Annotated in this window: 13 protein-coding genes; 4 read left to right on the top strand and 9 right to left on the bottom strand. The window is 63.6% G+C overall.

Annotated elements, in window-relative coordinates; translation table 11 throughout:
* Positions 1–8: 8 nt before the first annotated feature.
* The 4 genes from AX703_RS01150 to murI form a co-directional block, all read right to left on the bottom strand.
* Positions 9–692, bottom strand: a complete 684-nt coding sequence (locus AX703_RS01150; RefSeq protein WP_197423574.1) for a nitroreductase — start codon at positions 690–692, stop codon at positions 9–11.
* A gap of 117 nt (positions 693–809) precedes the next feature.
* Complete coding sequence (gene hemA, locus AX703_RS01145; RefSeq protein WP_039332033.1) at positions 810–2,030, bottom strand: 5-aminolevulinate synthase; 1,221 nt, start codon at positions 2,028–2,030, stop codon at positions 810–812.
* 140 nt (positions 2,031–2,170) lie between these two features.
* A complete protein-coding gene (locus AX703_RS01140) occupies positions 2,171–3,088 on the bottom strand; it encodes an MBL fold metallo-hydrolase (RefSeq protein WP_062342029.1) in 918 nt (305 codons plus the stop codon).
* Between the two features lie 26 nt (positions 3,089–3,114).
* Positions 3,115–3,927: a glutamate racemase gene (gene murI / locus AX703_RS01135; RefSeq protein ID WP_062342027.1), complete on the bottom strand. Its 813-nt coding sequence runs from the start codon at positions 3,925–3,927 to the stop codon at positions 3,115–3,117.
* A gap of 94 nt (positions 3,928–4,021) precedes the next feature.
* On the opposite strand from murI, the gene plsY reads away from it, so the two are divergent.
* From plsY to topA, 3 genes are all read left to right on the top strand, one after another.
* On the top strand, positions 4,022–4,591 hold the full coding sequence (gene plsY / locus AX703_RS01130) for a glycerol-3-phosphate 1-O-acyltransferase PlsY (RefSeq protein WP_082734337.1): 570 nt from the start codon (positions 4,022–4,024) through the stop codon (positions 4,589–4,591).
* Complete coding sequence (gene dprA, locus AX703_RS01125) at positions 4,588–5,703, top strand: DNA-processing protein DprA (protein WP_062342023.1); 1,116 nt, start codon at positions 4,588–4,590, stop codon at positions 5,701–5,703. The genes plsY and dprA overlap by 4 nt, the downstream gene beginning before the upstream one ends.
* 86 nt (positions 5,704–5,789) lie before the next feature.
* Positions 5,790–8,387, top strand: coding sequence for a type I DNA topoisomerase (gene topA, locus AX703_RS01120; protein WP_062342020.1), 2,598 nt, complete (start codon positions 5,790–5,792; stop codon positions 8,385–8,387).
* A gap of 21 nt (positions 8,388–8,408) precedes the next feature.
* Here topA and AX703_RS01115 read toward each other — a convergent pair whose 3' ends face one another.
* The 5 genes from AX703_RS01115 to lepB all read right to left on the bottom strand — a co-directional run bounded on the left by AX703_RS01115 (position 8,409) and on the right by lepB (position 13,467).
* Positions 8,409–9,959 carry a hypothetical protein gene (locus AX703_RS01115; RefSeq protein ID WP_156451867.1) on the bottom strand — a complete coding sequence of 517 codons (1,551 nt, stop codon included), beginning with the start codon at positions 9,957–9,959 and terminating at the stop codon, positions 8,409–8,411.
* Between the two features lie 185 nt (positions 9,960–10,144).
* On the bottom strand, positions 10,145–10,969 hold the full coding sequence (locus AX703_RS01110; RefSeq protein ID WP_082734335.1) for an SGNH/GDSL hydrolase family protein: 825 nt from the start codon (positions 10,967–10,969) through the stop codon (positions 10,145–10,147).
* Positions 10,957–11,862 (bottom strand): GTPase Era, encoded by a 906-nt coding sequence (gene era / locus AX703_RS01105; RefSeq protein WP_062342017.1) that lies wholly within the window; start codon positions 11,860–11,862, stop codon positions 10,957–10,959. The genes AX703_RS01110 and era overlap by 13 nt, the downstream gene beginning before the upstream one ends.
* Before the next feature lie 61 nt (positions 11,863–11,923).
* Positions 11,924–12,682, bottom strand: a complete 759-nt coding sequence (gene rnc / locus AX703_RS01100) for a ribonuclease III (protein WP_231735299.1) — start codon at positions 12,680–12,682, stop codon at positions 11,924–11,926.
* On the bottom strand, positions 12,595–13,467 hold the full coding sequence (gene lepB / locus AX703_RS01095) for a signal peptidase I (protein ID WP_231735297.1): 873 nt from the start codon (positions 13,465–13,467) through the stop codon (positions 12,595–12,597). The genes rnc and lepB overlap by 88 nt, the downstream gene beginning before the upstream one ends.
* A gap of 155 nt (positions 13,468–13,622) precedes the next feature.
* On the opposite strand from lepB, the gene pgi reads away from it, so the two are divergent.
* Positions 13,623–15,146 (top strand): glucose-6-phosphate isomerase, encoded by a 1,524-nt coding sequence (gene pgi / locus AX703_RS01090; RefSeq protein WP_062342015.1) that lies wholly within the window; start codon positions 13,623–13,625, stop codon positions 15,144–15,146.
* Positions 15,147–15,205: the final 59 nt, after the last annotated feature.

Genomic DNA, 15,205 nt, shown 5'->3' with positions numbered 1-15,205 from the left:
TACAAGCTTCAGTCGAAGCCGACGAACCGGGCGGCTTCCTCCACGCTCTTGCGTTTGCTGACGACTGCATTGGCGGGGAATTCAGGATCGGGCCAGCCCAGCGCGACCGCTTTCATGATGACATGATCGTCAGGGATGCCGGCATGTTCGCGCACGACCGGGGATTGCATGATGCCTTGCGAGTTGATCACGCAGCCAAGCCCCCGCGACCAGGCGGCGTTGACGAGCGCGGTGGTTACGGCGCCGCAGTCAAAGGCGGTATCGTCGCTGCCGGATAGCTCACGGTCATACGTGACGATAACGCAGACCGGTGCGTCGAACTGGCGGAAGCCGCGCAGCACCCAGTCCTGGCGGGCGGGCGCATCGTCGCGGGCAATGCCCATGGCGCCGAACAGCTGCTTGGCAACTTCGACCTGCCGGTCACGATGAACGCCGGCGAAGGGGTTGCCCTTGCGGAACTCGCGGCTGTCAGGCTCGCCTGCGAGGATGCGCTCGGTATTGCCTTGGCGAATTTGGTTGAGCGATTCGCCAGTGACGACATGGAAGTGCCAGGGCTGGGTGTTCATCGAACTGGGAGCGCGCATCGCCAGCGCAAGGATCTCCTCGATCAACGCGCGCGGCACCGGCTTGTCGAGATAGCCGCGGATCGACCGGCGACCGAGGACCACTTCGTCGTAGGACAGAACCGACATGCACTCTCCCGGCCTTTAATTGATCGGTTAAGGTTAGCGTCGGGGGCAGGAAAGGCAAGCCCAACGAAGAAGCCCTCCCGGTTGGGGAGGGCTTTTTGACTTGCAGAAGCGCAAAGATCAGGCCGCCTTCTGGATTTCCATTTCCATGCGCTGCCAGATCTCGACCAGCGCCTCGGTCAGCTCGTCCATCATCGCCTCGGTGTGCGAAGGGCCGGGGGTGAAGCGCAGGCGCTCCGTGCCGCGGGGGACGGTGGGGAAGTTGATCGGTTGGACGTAGACGCCGTATTCGGCGAGCAGGATATCGCTGATCTTCTTGGCACGGACCGGATCGCCGACCATCAGCGGCACGATATGCGTGGTCGATGGCATGACCGGAAGGCCCGCGTCGGCAAAAGCCTTCTTCAGATAGGCTGCAGCGGCCTGCTGGCCTTCGCGTTCCTCGCTCGACGCCTTGAGGTGGCGGACCGAGGCGAGGACGCCTGCGACCAGCACCGGCGAAAGCGAGGTGGTGAAGATGAAGCCGGGGGCATAGGAGCGGATCACATCGATGATCTTGCGATCAGCCGCAATGTAGCCGCCCATGACGCCGAAGGCCTTGCCCAGCGTACCCTCGATGATGTCGATGCGGTGGGCAGCTTCGTCACGATCGGTGATGCCGCCGCCGCGCGGACCGTACATGCCGACAGCGTGGACCTCATCGATGTAGGTCAATGCGTTGTACTTCTCGGCAAGGTCGCAGATCGCGTGGATCGGGGCGACGTCACCGTCCATCGAATAGACCGATTCGAAAGCGATCAGCTTGGGCAGGGCGGGGTCCGTCTCTGCCAGAAGCTGTTCGAGATGCTCGACGTCGTTGTGACGGAACACCTTCTTTTCCGCGCCCGAATTGCGGATGCCCGCGATCATCGAAGCGTGGTTCAGCTCGTCCGAGAAGATCACGCAGCCGGGCAGGATCTTGGCCAGAGTGGACAACGTGGCGTCGTTCGAGACGTAGCCCGAGGTGAACAGCAGCGCGCCTTCCTTGCCGTGCAGGTCGGCCAGCTCTTCCTCAAGCTGGATGTGGTAGTGCGTGTTGCCACCGATGTTGCGCGTGCCGCCCGAGCCGGCGCCGACATTGTGCAGCGCCTCTTCCATCGCCTCGATCACCTTGGGGTGCTGGCCCATGGCGAGGTAATCGTTCGAGCACCACACCGTGATCGGCTTCGGGCCATTGTGTCCGGCAAAGCAGCGCGCATTGGGATAGGCGCCCTTGTTGCGCAGGATGTCGATGAAGACGCGGTAGCGACCTTCGGAGTGCAAACGCTCGATCGCAGAATCAAAAACCTGATCGTAATTCACCCCGCCGCTCCTTCCTGCAACGAAAGCGCATCCGCGCTCCCGAGGCCCGATCCCGTTGGGCCACCGGCGAATGGGCGGCTTCTACGCCTGTTCAAAACGCATTGCCAGCCTCATTTGGCATAACTGCCCGAAAGTCGGAGCTATTTGATTGCCTTGGCCTTACGTAGTTCCGGCGCAAGCGTGATCCCGTACTCCGACCCCTTGGCCATCACCCATTCGGCGTCGTGGGAAGGGACGATCACGAGGTCTTCATGCTCTTTCTTCAGAGCCTTCAACCCCTTCAGCCAGCCCATGACGGCGGAGCGGTCCTCAGGCACCAGCCAGTCCGCCAGGAGGCGCGAACGCGGCGTTGGAATCTCGACATTGGCGGCGAGCGACGCGGTGTCTCCGGCGAAAATGTATTCCCGGCCCGAGGCGAGACGCACGTAGATCATTTCCGAGGCCGGAGTGTGCCCCGGCGTCTGGATCAGCACCACGCCCGGGGCAACTGCCTCGATCGCGGCGAACTTGCGCGGGGCGTGAAGCAGCCGGGCATTCTCGCGCCAGAGTGCGTTGATATTGCCCATCATGCCTTCGGAAACGACGGCTTTTCCTTCGATGCTCTTGAAGCGGGGGTGATCGAGGAATCCACCCACATGATCGATGTGCGCATGCGTGAACAGGATCATCGCGGCACGATCCATCCACCCGTTCACCAACTGCTGAGCCCGCGGGCTGTATACCTCGAAGCCCATGCTGCGGGCGTCGACCTCCGAGATGCCCGGATCGATCACGATGCTGCCTTCGGGAGTCTCGATCCGCCATGCCGTGATGGCGCTGGTGATCTGTCGCAGGCCCGTGCCGGCAGCCAGCGCGGCACCGGGAACATCGCGCATTGCCACTGTGGCAAAGGTGATGGCCGTGGGCTTGCCGCCCGGCATGGCATCGGCCGCCTTGCGCAGTGCACCAAGGTCAATCCTGCGTGCCGGCACTTGCGGCCCGGCGTTCACCAGAAGCCAGTAATAGGCAAAGCCGAGAACTGCCAGCAGCACGATCATGAACTTGGAAATCTTGCCCAAGGCCTGTCCTCCCGGTCGTGCCTGCGTCAAAACGTCTCTATCCGATCAAGCCCGTGCCGCGCCAGAGCCTGACGCAGGGCCGCCACGTCTTCGCCATCGCGGGTGAACAGGGCAAGATCCGGCCCGGCGCGATGCCATGACTGGCCCTGCGTCAGGTAGGCAATGCGGCGGGCGATACCATCCGAACCATCCACGAATTGAACGCCAGGCCCGAAGGCCTCGGCAAGTTCATCCTGCACCAGTGGAAAATGCGTGCAGGCAAGCACGACGGTATCGATCCGGTCGCCGCCGGGCATCTCTTTCAGCGCTTGTGCGGCGCGGCGGTAGATGGCCGGATCGACCGTCTCGCCGCGCAGCTTGGCCTCGGCTGCAGCGACCAGTTCGGGCGCGCCATGGCGCAGGAGCAGCTTGTCGCTGGCAAACTCTGCCTCCAGTCGATCGACATAGGCCTGCCGGATCGTGGCAGCCGTGCCGAGCAGGCCGATGACGCCGGTTCTGGTCATGGCCGCGGCGGGCTTGATCGCCGGCACGGTGCCGACGATGGGCACTTCCAGCACCTCGCGCACGGCGGCCAGCGCAATGGTCGAAGCGGTGTTGCAAGCGATGCACACCAGCCTCGGGCGGAGGCGCTCGGTCAGCCTGCCGAGCAGCCCGGAGACCCGCGCCGCGATCTGGGCCTCGGTCTTGTCGCCATAGGGCAGACCGGCATTGTCGGCGACATAGATCACCGGCGCATCGGGCAGGACGCTCCGCACCTTTTTCAGCACGGAAAGCCCGCCCACGCCCGAATCGAACAGGAGCAGCGGCGCGGCGGCATCGGGTTGGGGAGAAGCGGTCATCTGGCGGGCTTGTATCGGGAATGGCGATAAAATGGAAAGTGGCCTCTTTCGCTTTTGTGGAGGGACAGGATATGAGCGGGGGGTGGAAACGCTCATGCCCCTGCTCGTCGGCTATCTGCTCGGCTCCGTGCCTTTCGGCCTCGTCCTTACGCGATTGACCGGGGGTGGCGATCTGCGCGCCATCGGATCAGGGAACATCGGGGCGACGAACGTGCTGCGCACCGGCAAGAAGGGCGTCGCCGCAGCAACGCTCCTGCTCGACATGGGCAAGGGGCTGGCGGCGGTGCTGCTGGCTCGCCATCTCTGGCCGGGAAGCGAGCCGCTGGCAGCGCTTGCCGCCGTGCTCGGCCATTGCTTCCCGGTCTGGTTGAAGTTCAAGGGCGGCAAGGGCGTGGCGACGATGATGGGCGTGTCGCTGGGGCTCGCCTGGCCTATCGGCCTTGCTTATGCAGTGGTCTGGCTCGGCGTGCTCTTCGCCAGCCGCATCTCGTCGCTGGGCGGGATGAGCGCCGCTCTGGCTGCTCCGGCTGCAGCGTTGCTTCTGGGCTACACCGCCTACGTTCCGGTCTTGGCGCTGCTGGCGCTGCTTGTCCTGTTTCTGCACCGCGAGAACATTGCCCGCCTCCGCGCCGGGACAGAGCCCAGGGTCGGCAGCAAGAAGTGAGCGCGGCGGCTGAAGCCACCCTCTCTCGCGACGAGGCCTTCGCCCGCATCCGCCTGCTGCGTTCGCCCAATATCGGACCGGTCAGCTACACCCAGTTGCTGCGCCGCTTCGGCACAGCGAGTGCCGCACTCGAGGCCTTGCCCGATCTGGCGGGGCGGGGCGGGGCGCCCTACCGTCCGGCTGCCATCGACCGTGTTGAGCGCGAGATCGCTTCGGTGCGCAAGGCCGGAGCCCGCTACCTGTTCCATGACGGGCCGGATTATCCCGTTCTGTTGGCCGAGCTCGAAAGCCCCCCGCCAATCCTGACGGTCCGGGGAGACGTGGCGCTGCTGCAGCGGCCTTCGGTTGCCGTGGTCGGGGCGCGCAATGCCTCGGCCGCCGCGGTGAAGCTATCGCGCGACTTTGCCACTGCTCTGGCCGGGCAAGGGTACGCCGTGATCTCCGGGCTGGCGCGCGGGATCGATGCGGCAGCCCATCGCGGCGCGCTGGCAGGCATGGAGCATGGCGGCGGTACGGTCGGCGTGATCGCCAGCGGGATCGACATCAGCTATCCGCCCGAGAACGCCGAGCTGCAGGAACAGGTGGCCTGTGAGGGGCTGCTCATCGCGGAAATGCCGCCGGGCACCGAACCGCTCGCCCGCCACTTTCCGCATCGCAATCGCATCATCGCCGGGCTGGCCACCGGGACACTGGTGGTGGAAGCCGCGCCGAAATCCGGATCGTTGATCACGGCGCGACTGGCGGCAGAGGCGGGACGCGAGGTCATGGCCATTCCCGGATCACCGCTGGACAGCCGTTCGCACGGCTGCAACCAGCTGATCCGGGAAGGGGCCATTCTGGTGCAAAGGCCTGAGGATGTGGTGGAACTGCTGGTCGGCTTTACCGGACAGCCGCGTTCGAGCTTCCGCGAACACGCGCCCGATTACGACAACCCCCTGGACGATGACAGGGCCGACATTGCAGCGATGCTGACACTTGCCCCGGTGGCGGTTGATGAACTCATCCGCCAGAGCGGTGCCAGCGCCGGGGCCGTCCAAATGGCATTGCTCGAACTGGAACTGGCGGGCAGGCTGGTCCGTCACGCAGCAGGGCGGGTAAGCCTAATGTCCTGAGCCTTGCCCAACCATCCGCTTGACGAACCGCGAAGCCAATCCCCACCCTCGCGCGTACGTACACGTAAGGACTGCTTTTCATCGCCATGCAGCTTGTCATTGTTGAATCCCCGGCCAAGGCCAAGACCATCGAGAAGTACCTCGGCCCCGGCTTCAAGGTTCTCGCCTCCTACGGTCATATCCGCGATCTTCCGGTAAAGGATGGTTCTGTCCGTCCCGACGAGGACTTTGCGATGGACTGGGAACTCTACGGGGACAAGCAATCCCGCGTGAAAGCCATCACCGATGCGGCCAAGGATGCCGATCGCCTCATCCTGGCGACCGACCCTGATCGTGAAGGCGAGGCAATTTCCTGGCATGTCAGGGAGTTGCTGAAGAAACGTAAGGCACTTCCGAAGGAAGTGGAGCGAGTCACCTTCAACGCGATCACCAAGCAGACGGTGACCGATGCGATGAAGCGTCCGCGCGAGCTCGACCAGGACCTGATCGATGCCTACCTCGCCCGCCGCGCGCTCGATTACCTGTTCGGCTTCACGCTTTCGCCGGTGCTGTGGCGCAAGCTGCCCGGCGCGAAGTCGGCCGGGCGCGTGCAGTCGGTGGCCCTGCGCCTCATCGTCGAGCGCGAGCGCGAGATCGAGGTTTTCAAGGCGCAGGAATACTGGTCGGTCATTGCCCGGCTTGAGCAGGGCGGAACCGAATTTGCCGCGCGGCTGGTCAAGTTCGATGGCCAGAAGCTCGACAAGCTGACGTTGGGGGACGAAGGAGCCGCGATGAAGGCCAAGGCCGTGGTCGAGGCTGGCACGTTCCGCGTCGAGGACGTCGAGACAAAGCCTACGCGCCGCAACCCCTATCCGCCGTTCACCACTTCGACGTTGCAGCAGGAAGCCGCGCGCAAGCTTGGCTTCTCGGCCAGCCACACCATGCGTGTGGCGCAGACGCTGTATGAAGCGGGAGCGATCACCTACATGCGTACCGATGGCGTGCAGATGGACCCGAGCGCCATTTCGGCGGCGCGCAAGGCTATCTCAGACCGGTATGACGGGCATTACCTCCCCGAAAAACCCCGTCATTACGAGACGAAGGCGAAGAATGCTCAGGAAGCGCATGAAGCCATCCGACCAACCGACTTCTCGAAGGATCGCTATGGTTCGGGCGACGAGGCGCGCCTTTACGACCTGATCTACAAGCGGGCGATGGCGAGCCAGATGGCCTCTGCCAGCATCGAACGCACCAGCGTGACGATGCGCGACGGGACCGGCAAGCACGAGCTGCGCGCGACCGGGCAGGTGGTGAAGTTCCCCGGCTTCCTTGCTGTCTACGAAGAAGGCCGCGACCAGAAGGCCGATGGCGATGACGAGGATGGGAGCCTGCTGCCTTCGCTCAACAAGGGCGACACGCCGGCCAAGCGCGGTGTCGATGCAACGCAGCACTTTACCCAGCCGCCGCCGCGCTATTCGGAAGCCAGCCTGGTGAAGCGCCTGGAGGAACTGGGCATTGGCCGGCCCTCGACGTATGCCGCGACGCTGCAGGTGCTCAAGGACCGGAACTACGTTCGGACCGAGAAAAACCGTTTCTTCGCAGAGGAATCGGGCCGACTTTTGACATCGTTTCTTGAACGCTTCTTCACCCGCTACGTGGCTTACGAGTTCACTGCGGGCATGGAAGAGGAGCTTGACGATGTGTCGGGCGGGCGTGCCGAATGGAAGAAGGTGCTTGCCGAGTTCTGGCGCGACTTCAAGCCCAAGTCCGACGAGGTGATGGAGAAGAAGCCGAGCGAGGTGACGGCCGAGCTGGACGAATTCCTGTCCGATTATCTCTTCCCGCCGCGCGAGGACGGCAGCGATCCGCGGCTTTGTCCCAAGTGCGAGGCGGGACGCCTTTCGCTGCGCGGTGGACGTTACGGGGCGTTCGTCGCCTGCTCGAACTATCCGGAGTGCAAGTACACCCGCAAGTTTGCGCAGCCCGGCGGATCAGACGGTGACGGTGGCGAGGACGGCGTTCTGGGCAAGGATCCTGAGACCGGACTTGAAGTCGTGCGCAAGGCTGGCCGCTTCGGTCCCTACATCCAGTTGGGTGAGGGCAAGGAGGCCAAGCGTGCGTCGATCCCCAAGGACATTGGCGAACTCGATCTGGAGTGGGCGCTGAAGCTGCTGTCGCTGCCGCGCGAGGTCGGGACGCATCCGGAATCCGGCAAACCGATCACGGCCAGCATCGGTCGGTACGGTCCTTATCTTGCCCATGACGGAAAGTACGCGCGCCTTAAATCGACCAGCGAGGTGTTCGAGACCGGAATGAATGCTGCCGTCATGCATCTCGCTGCGGCAGCAGCGGGCGCGGGTGCGCGTGGGGGCCGGACGGCAGCCGAACCTCTCAAGGTTTTTGGTGCACACCCGACGTCTGGCGGTGAGATCAAGCTGATGGCGGGGCGCTATGGTCCCTATGTCACCGATGGCACCACCAATGCGACTTTGCCGAAGGACAAGCAGCCCGAAGCCCTGACGCTGGAAGAGGCGATCACCCTGATCGACGAGCGGGCTGCCAAGGGCCCGGCCAAGGGCAAGAAGGGCGCGAAGAAGGCACCGGCCAAGAAGGCGGCCCCAAAGAAGGACGCGCCGAAAAAGGAAGCGGCCAAGAAGCCAGCGGCGAAGAAGCCAGCGGCGAAGAAGGTTGCGAAAAGCCCCTAGTAAGCTTTCTACCGGTCGCGTCTAACGGCGCGGCCGGTAGAGCCAGTATTCCTTGTTGCCCAAAGGTACACGGGCATAGCGTTCATAATTGCGGGCGAGTTCCGCCTGAATCATGCGCCGCGTGTCCATGTTCGGCAGGTAAAGCTTCTTGTTCAGGCCGCGCATCACGATCACGCCGGGCTTGCTGGCCAGGATTTGCGCGAGTTCGGCGGAAGGATCGACCCCGATTGCGGGGGCTTCGACATAGGTATTGAGGTGGTTGGGGAAGATCCACCGTGTCGGCAGGCAGGTGTTGGTCGTCCGATAGAACGCCATCTCGCCTTCGTAGATATATAGGCAGCCCGCGTGCAGTTCCTGGGCGATTGCCGCGTTCATCGCCTGGTACTGCCTGGAAGTTCCGTGCTGATTAAGCTGATAGAGCATCACCACCACGCCAGCGATTGCGCCAAATCCGAGCAGCAGGCGGCCATACCACCGCTCACCTGGCGTCGCACGCGCTAAGGCCGGAGCGGCCAGGACCGCAAGCGGCATGAGCACGGGCGATACGTAATGGTCGTACCACGTGCCGAAAGCGAGAAACCCGGTGCAGGCTGCCATACCCCAGAGAGCGAGCACGCGGTGGCTGACCAGGTTGGCCCCGGCCAACGTATCGAACATCCTGGGTGCTCTGAAGATCGCCAGCCAGAACGGCGTCAGGACCACGACTTCCTTGAGCAGGCGCCAGTACGAGACCCAGCCATCCGAGCCGCGATCGAAGATCGAGACGAAATTTGCATAGATGAAGGCATCGAGCTGTCCGATTCCGGCATACCAGGCCATCGCGGCAAGCGTCGGCAAGAGTGCGACGCCAATCCAGAGCAGGCCGGTTGCAGCCAGGCGCTTGAACGACCAGACATCGGCAAAGCCGCGCGCCAGCAGGATCAGGCCGAACGCGGCACCTTCGAATATCACCGTGTACTTGATCTGGATGGCAAGCCCCAGAAGCAGCATGACGAGGCAGCCCCGCCAGATCAGCGGGGGGTGCTCAGGGCGCTTGACGCTGTCGACCACACCCCATGCCGCCATGGCGACGAGCAGGTTGTAGAAGACCGGCGCCTGTCCCATGCCGGCATTGAAGATCGGCATGAACAGGACGTAGGCGGCACCAGCCTGCCACGCGGCCCTTGGAGAGGCAATTTCGCGCGCCAACCGGGTCAGGACCATGGCCGTCAGCGTGAAGCTGATGCCTGCGCCGACCTGATAGGCAATCACAGGATCGAACGGTAGCGAAGCCAGCGCTTCGTAAAGCAGGAAGAGGCCGATCGGCTTGCGGTCCCAGATGTCGACATAGGGCACCGCCCCATCGCGCATGCGTTCCGCGACGAACAGGTAGAACTGCTCGTCGATATGGACCACCGGATTGCCGAAGAGGAAACTGCGCGTGACCATGAAGATCAGGGCGAACCCGGCGGCCTCTAGCAGCCAGGCGGGCAATACCTTGGGCCTGCGCAAGTTCCTGATGGCGGATGGCAAAGACCGGCCGGGCAGCGCGCCTACTGTGGCCGCTGCCAAAACGCCGCCAGTTTCGTTCATGCTCGCACTCCGTCCACCATTGCACCCGGGACGTTAACGGGCGAGCTGCCCGTTCCCTTCGCGCGGGCGACGCTAGGGGGCAAACGTCAATTGTCGATGTCAATTCCGTGCTGCAGTGCAACAAAGCCAGAGAACGGCGACAAACTGCCCTGTGCGGCCGACGAACCGTTAGTAACGATCGCCGGTCAGCGCAGAAACCGGGCCAGACCCTCAGCTGCGGCCTCATGACCGGCGCGGTTGGGATGGATCGGGATGCCGTCCCCCGACGGCGCATTGAGGCCGTTGCTCCAGGGATGGGCCGAGCAGGGTGCGTGATCTTTCGACATCGCAGAGAAACGGAAGAGTTCGGCGCCTTCCTCACGCGCGACCTTGGCAGTCAGCTTGGCGAGACGCTTCGCCGCGTGGCGGCTCTGGTTCATCCGCTCGACACTGATCGGAAGGGAGGCGCATGTACCCCTAGGAGGCAGGACAGTGATGTAGTCGACGAAGACAACGCGTGCTTCCGGAGCCCGCTGGCGCACTTCGCGGACGATGCGGCGCATGCGCTCCTCGTCGGCCTTCCACACGTCCTCGCCGATGTCGCGCCACTTCTGGCAGCGCGCATCCGGTGTCGGCATCAGCTCGCACGCTGCGGCAAAGATGTTGCCGACGAAGTTCACGTCGTTGCCGCCGATGGTTACAGTGACAAGCCGGACATCGGCGGTAACGCTCTCGATCTGCGCCGGTATTTCCTTCCATGGGCCGAGGACGTGTTCGGTTGTTGCGCCGCTGCAAGTGGCGTCAACCAGCGAAAGCTTCAGCCTTGTCGCCAGCAGGTTAGGATAGTTCAGGGTTCCCCGGCCACAGCGATCCGGCGTGCCGGGCGTGTTGGGGCCAACGCCCGGGCCGGCCGCGAAAGAACTGCCCAGCGCCACATACTGCGCGCCTTCCGGAAGCGGGGCGGGTCCGGCAAGAGCTGGGGTGGCAACAAGCGCAAGCGCTGCAAGAGCAAGCCGCATCACTTTACCCATTCGAGTCCGATTTCCTCGTAGATTTCCTTGGCGTCGGCCCAACGCTCGTCGACCTTCACGTGAAGGAAGAGATGCACCTTGGTGTCTAGCAGTTGTGCCAGTTCCTTGCGCGCCGCTTCACCGATCGCCTTGATCTTCGCGCCGCCCTTGCCCAGCACGATCGCGCGCTGGGTTTCGCGGGCGATCACGATCTGCTGGTGGATCTCTACCGAGCCATCCTTTCGCTGGATATACTTCTCCGGCCGCACGGTGCTGTCATAGGGCAGCTCGTCGTGAAGCTGGCGATAGAGCTGCTCGCGGGTGATCTCTGCAGCCATCAGGCGTTCGCTGGCATCCGACACCTGGTCTTCGGGATAATGCCAGGCGCCTTCGGGCATGAGTGCGGCAAGGCGCTGCTTGAGTTCGGGCACGCCATCGCCGGTGAGCGCGGAGACGAAGAACACCTCGTCGAACTCGGCTTCCTGGGTCAGTGCCTCGGCCATGACCAGAAGCGGTTCCTTTGGCGTGGAGTCCACCTTGTTCAGCACCAGGAGCTTGCGTTCCGGTCGCCCTTTGAGTGTTTCGAGAATGGGTTCGAGATAGTCGCGTTTCTTCTTGCGCGCGTCGACCAGCAGCAGGATCGCGTCGGCTTCCTGCGCGCCGTCCCATGCCGCGCTGACCATTGCACGGTCGAGGCGGCGACGGGGTTCAAACAGGCCGGGCGTATCGGCCAGGATGATCTGCGCCTTGTCCTCGCCGATATCCTTCAGCGCAATGCCCATGAGGCGCGCGCGCGTGGTCTGTGCCTTGGGTGATACGATCGCCACTTTCTGGCCGACGAGGGCGTTGACGAGGGTCGACTTGCCGGCGTTAGGTGCGCCGAGGACGGCCACGAGGCCACATTTTTCGGTCATTATTCCAGTTCTTCAGAAGAGTTGCGGCCATCTTAGGCCAAATGGGCGCGCGCCGCTAGATTTAGCCGAAATCCTGCATGAAGGCGCGGGCGGCGGAGGTTTCGGCCTCCTGCTTGCTGCTGCCGGTGGCGCTGGCCGTGCCGACGCCCTTCACTTCGACCGAGACCGTGAACCGGGCCGCATGATCGGGTCCTTCGCGCGCGACCAGAGTGTAGACCGGGGGCTTGCGGCGGTTGCCTGCTGCCCATTCCTGCAGAGCAGCCTTGGGATGCTTGCGCTGGCCGGTCCCTGTGGCCATAGGCTTGTCCCACACCCTGCGCACGAAAGCGCGTGCGGCATCGAACCCGCGTTCGACGAAGAGAGCGCCGATCAGCGCTTCCATCACGTCGCCCAGGATGTTGTCGCTCTGCGTCCCGCCATCATCGCGCGCCTGCTTGCCGAGCCGGATGTGGCTGGGGAGGGCAATATGGCGTGCAACATCGGCGCAGGTTTCGCGGCTGACCAGGGCGTTGAGCCGCTGCGAGAGCTTGCCTTCGGCGGCATCGCTCTTTTCATGCAGCCACTCGGCAATGGCAAGGCCCAGCACCCTGTCGCCAAGAAACTCCAGGCGCTGGTAATCGCGTGCCTCGCCCATCGAGCCATGGGTGAGGGCTTCGGTCCACAGATCGACGAGTGTCGGTGCCCCCCCGGTAAGGTCCGCAAGGTAGCCCAGCGTTTCAGGCGGCAGCGCGCTCAGAACGTGCCCCCGATGCGGTTCCAGCGCGCCGCGGTGAACCAGGTCCAGGGCAGGAACCAGTTGGCGCTGCCATCGGTGGACCACATCATCACCGTCGCGCGGCCAACGAGGTTCTCCTGAGGGACAAGGCCGATGCCGCCGCCTTCCATTGCCGGGAAGCGGCTGTCCATTGAGTTGTCGCGGTTGTCGCCCATCATGAACAACTGGCCCTCTGGCACCACGACCGGCACGGTATTGTCGGCATCACGCTGGCCAAGGTCGAGCACGTTGTAGCTCTTGCCGTTCGGCAGCGTCTCGCGGAATTGCGGGTAATGGCAGGTCTGGCTGCCATCAGCTTCGGTCACGACAAATTCGGCCGAGAGGCAATCGGTGTTGGGGCTGACGGGGATGACGAAATCCTCGACCTTCACCTTCGGCACGGCCTGTCCGTTCAGGTGCAGCACGCCGTCGATCATCTGTACGGTATCGCCGGGCAGGCCGATCACGCGCTTGATGTAGTCGACATCATTGCCGGGAGGCGCCTTGAAGATGGCAATATCGCCACGTTCTGGCTGACTGGCGAAAATGCGCTTGGGCAGCAGGGGCGCGCTGAACGGCAGCGAGTAGCTGCTGTAGCCGTAGGGCCATTTGGCGGCGAGGAGATAGTCACCATTCTCGAGCCGCGGCAACATCGATTCCGACGGGATGTTGAACGGCGAGAAGATAAAGCTGCGGAAGATCGCGACGACGATCACCAGCTTGATCAGGAAGACAGGGAAGCTGTCCTCCTTCTTTTCCTTCTTCGGTTTGGCCGGTGCAGGTGCGGGCGCGGCCGGCTCTACCGGAGTGGGGCTGCTGGCTTCGGGCGTGTCGTTCATCGTCGCGGTCATGTTGCCAGCAAGGCCCTTCGTCAAGTGTGTTGTTTGTATAATACAGCGGCGAAATACGTCTGCGCAGCTTGCGCGGCGATGAACAGCGCGCTTGGCGCGGCGTCCCCGAGAGGGCATTAGGGCCATTACGCAGTTGCGAAAGGATGAGGTTGGACATGTCGGAAGGCGACGCACAGCAATTTTGGACGGCACTGGAGAAGTTGCCGCGGCCAACCCTGAAGACTCTGTTTTCCGACGCCGCGCGGCTAACACGCTATTCGACCACGCTGGATCTGCCCGGCGGCCCGGTGATCTTCGACTGGTCCAAGACGCACCTTTCGCCGGAAGTCGAAGCCTTGTTCGGCTCGGTTGCAGCCGCGATGGACCTTGAGGGGCAGCGCGATGCGCTGATTGCGGGCGAAAAGATCAACAACACCGAAGGCCGCGCTGCCGAGCACACCGCGCAACGCGGGGTCGGCAAGGACACCAGTGTCGAGGAGGCCGAGGCGTTGCATGCCCGGATGCGGATGCTCGTCGAAGCGATCCATGAAGGCGCGCTCGGCGAAGTGAAGAGCCTGATCCACATCGGCATCGGGGGATCGGCGCTTGGGCCGGCGCTGGCAATCGATGCTCTGACCCGCGAAGGGGCGAAGGTTGCCGTTCATGTCGTTTCCAACATCGACGGCTGCGCCCTTGAGGCTGCGATCAAGGCCTGCGATCCCGAGACGACGCTGATTGCCGTAGCCTCAAAGACTTTCACGACGACCGAGACCATGACCAATGCGCATTCGGCGCTGGAGTGGTTGCGTGAGGGCGGTGTCGCCGATCCCTACGGACGCGTGATTGCGCTCACTGCATCTCCCGAAAAGGCAGTCGAATGGGGCGTGGATGAAACCCGCGTACTGCCGTTTTCGGAAACGGTGGGTGGACGCTATTCGCTGTGGTCATCGATCGGCTTCCCGGTGGCCATGGCGCTGGGCTGGGAAGGCTTTGCCGAGTTCCTCGATGGCGCTGCAGCGATCGACCGGCACTTCATCGACGCCGACCTTGCCGAGAACATCGTGGTGCGCGCGGCCTTCGCCGACCTTTATTACACGCAGGTTCGAGGCTGCCAGACGCGCGCGGTATTCGCCTATGACGAGCGGCTGAAGCTGCTGCCCGACTATCTCCAGCAACTCGAAATGGAATCGAACGGCAAGAGCGTGCTCGCCGATGGCTCTCCTCTGACCCGCGCCAGCGCGCCGGTAACGTGGGGCGGCGTCGGCACCGATGCGCAGCATGCGGTGTTTCAGCTGCTCCATCAGGGCACGCACTTGATCCCGGTGGACTTCCTCGCCGTGAAAACGCCTGGTCACGATCTTGACCCGGCCCACCATGAGATTCTCCTGTCGAACTGCTTTGCCCAAGGGGCGGCGCTGATGGCGGGCAAGGCGTCTGACGACGGTGCCCGTGCCTATCCCGGCGACCGGCCTTCGGCGACGATCCTGTGCGATGACCTGAACCCTGCCACGCTGGGCGCGCTGATCGCGTTCCACGAGCACCGCACGTTCGTTTCGGCCGCAATGCTGGGAATCAACCCGTTCGACCAGTTCGGCGTCGAGCTGGGCAAGGCGATTGCGAAGCAGATCGAGGCTGGCGGCGGTGCTGGCTTCGATCCGTCGACGGAAGCACTTCTCTCCGCTGCAGGAATTGGCGGCTGATAGTTTGCAAGGCTAACAATATCGCCTAAATGCCTCTGGTCTTGGCCAAGACCAGAGGC

This window comes from Novosphingobium sp. CCH12-A3, assembly GCF_001556015.1.
Classification (GTDB): Bacteria; Pseudomonadota; Alphaproteobacteria; order Sphingomonadales; family Sphingomonadaceae; genus Novosphingobium; species Novosphingobium subterraneum.
The sequence above is the reverse complement of the archived record's forward strand: the minus strand, read 5'-3'. Positions and strand labels throughout refer to the sequence as shown.

Coding starts and splice junctions, on each gene's coding strand:
- lepB (WP_231735297.1), bottom strand. CDS start 13,467: ATGACCGCGACGATGAACGACACGCCCGAAGCCAGCAGCCCCACTCCG.
- era (WP_062342017.1), bottom strand. CDS start 11,862: ATGACCGAAAAATGTGGCCTCGTGGCCGTCCTCGGCGCACCTAACGCC.
- topA (WP_062342020.1), top strand. CDS start 5,790: ATGCAGCTTGTCATTGTTGAATCCCCGGCCAAGGCCAAGACCATCGAG.
- plsY (WP_082734337.1), top strand. CDS start 4,022: ATGCCCCTGCTCGTCGGCTATCTGCTCGGCTCCGTGCCTTTCGGCCTC.
- AX703_RS01115 (WP_156451867.1), bottom strand. CDS start 9,959: ATGAACGAAACTGGCGGCGTTTTGGCAGCGGCCACAGTAGGCGCGCTG.
- murI (WP_062342027.1), bottom strand. CDS start 3,927: ATGACCGCTTCTCCCCAACCCGATGCCGCCGCGCCGCTGCTCCTGTTC.
- pgi (WP_062342015.1), top strand. CDS start 13,623: ATGTCGGAAGGCGACGCACAGCAATTTTGGACGGCACTGGAGAAGTTG.
- AX703_RS01150 (WP_197423574.1), bottom strand. CDS start 692: ATGTCGGTTCTGTCCTACGACGAAGTGGTCCTCGGTCGCCGGTCGATC.
- AX703_RS01110 (WP_082734335.1), bottom strand. CDS start 10,969: ATGGGTAAAGTGATGCGGCTTGCTCTTGCAGCGCTTGCGCTTGTTGCC.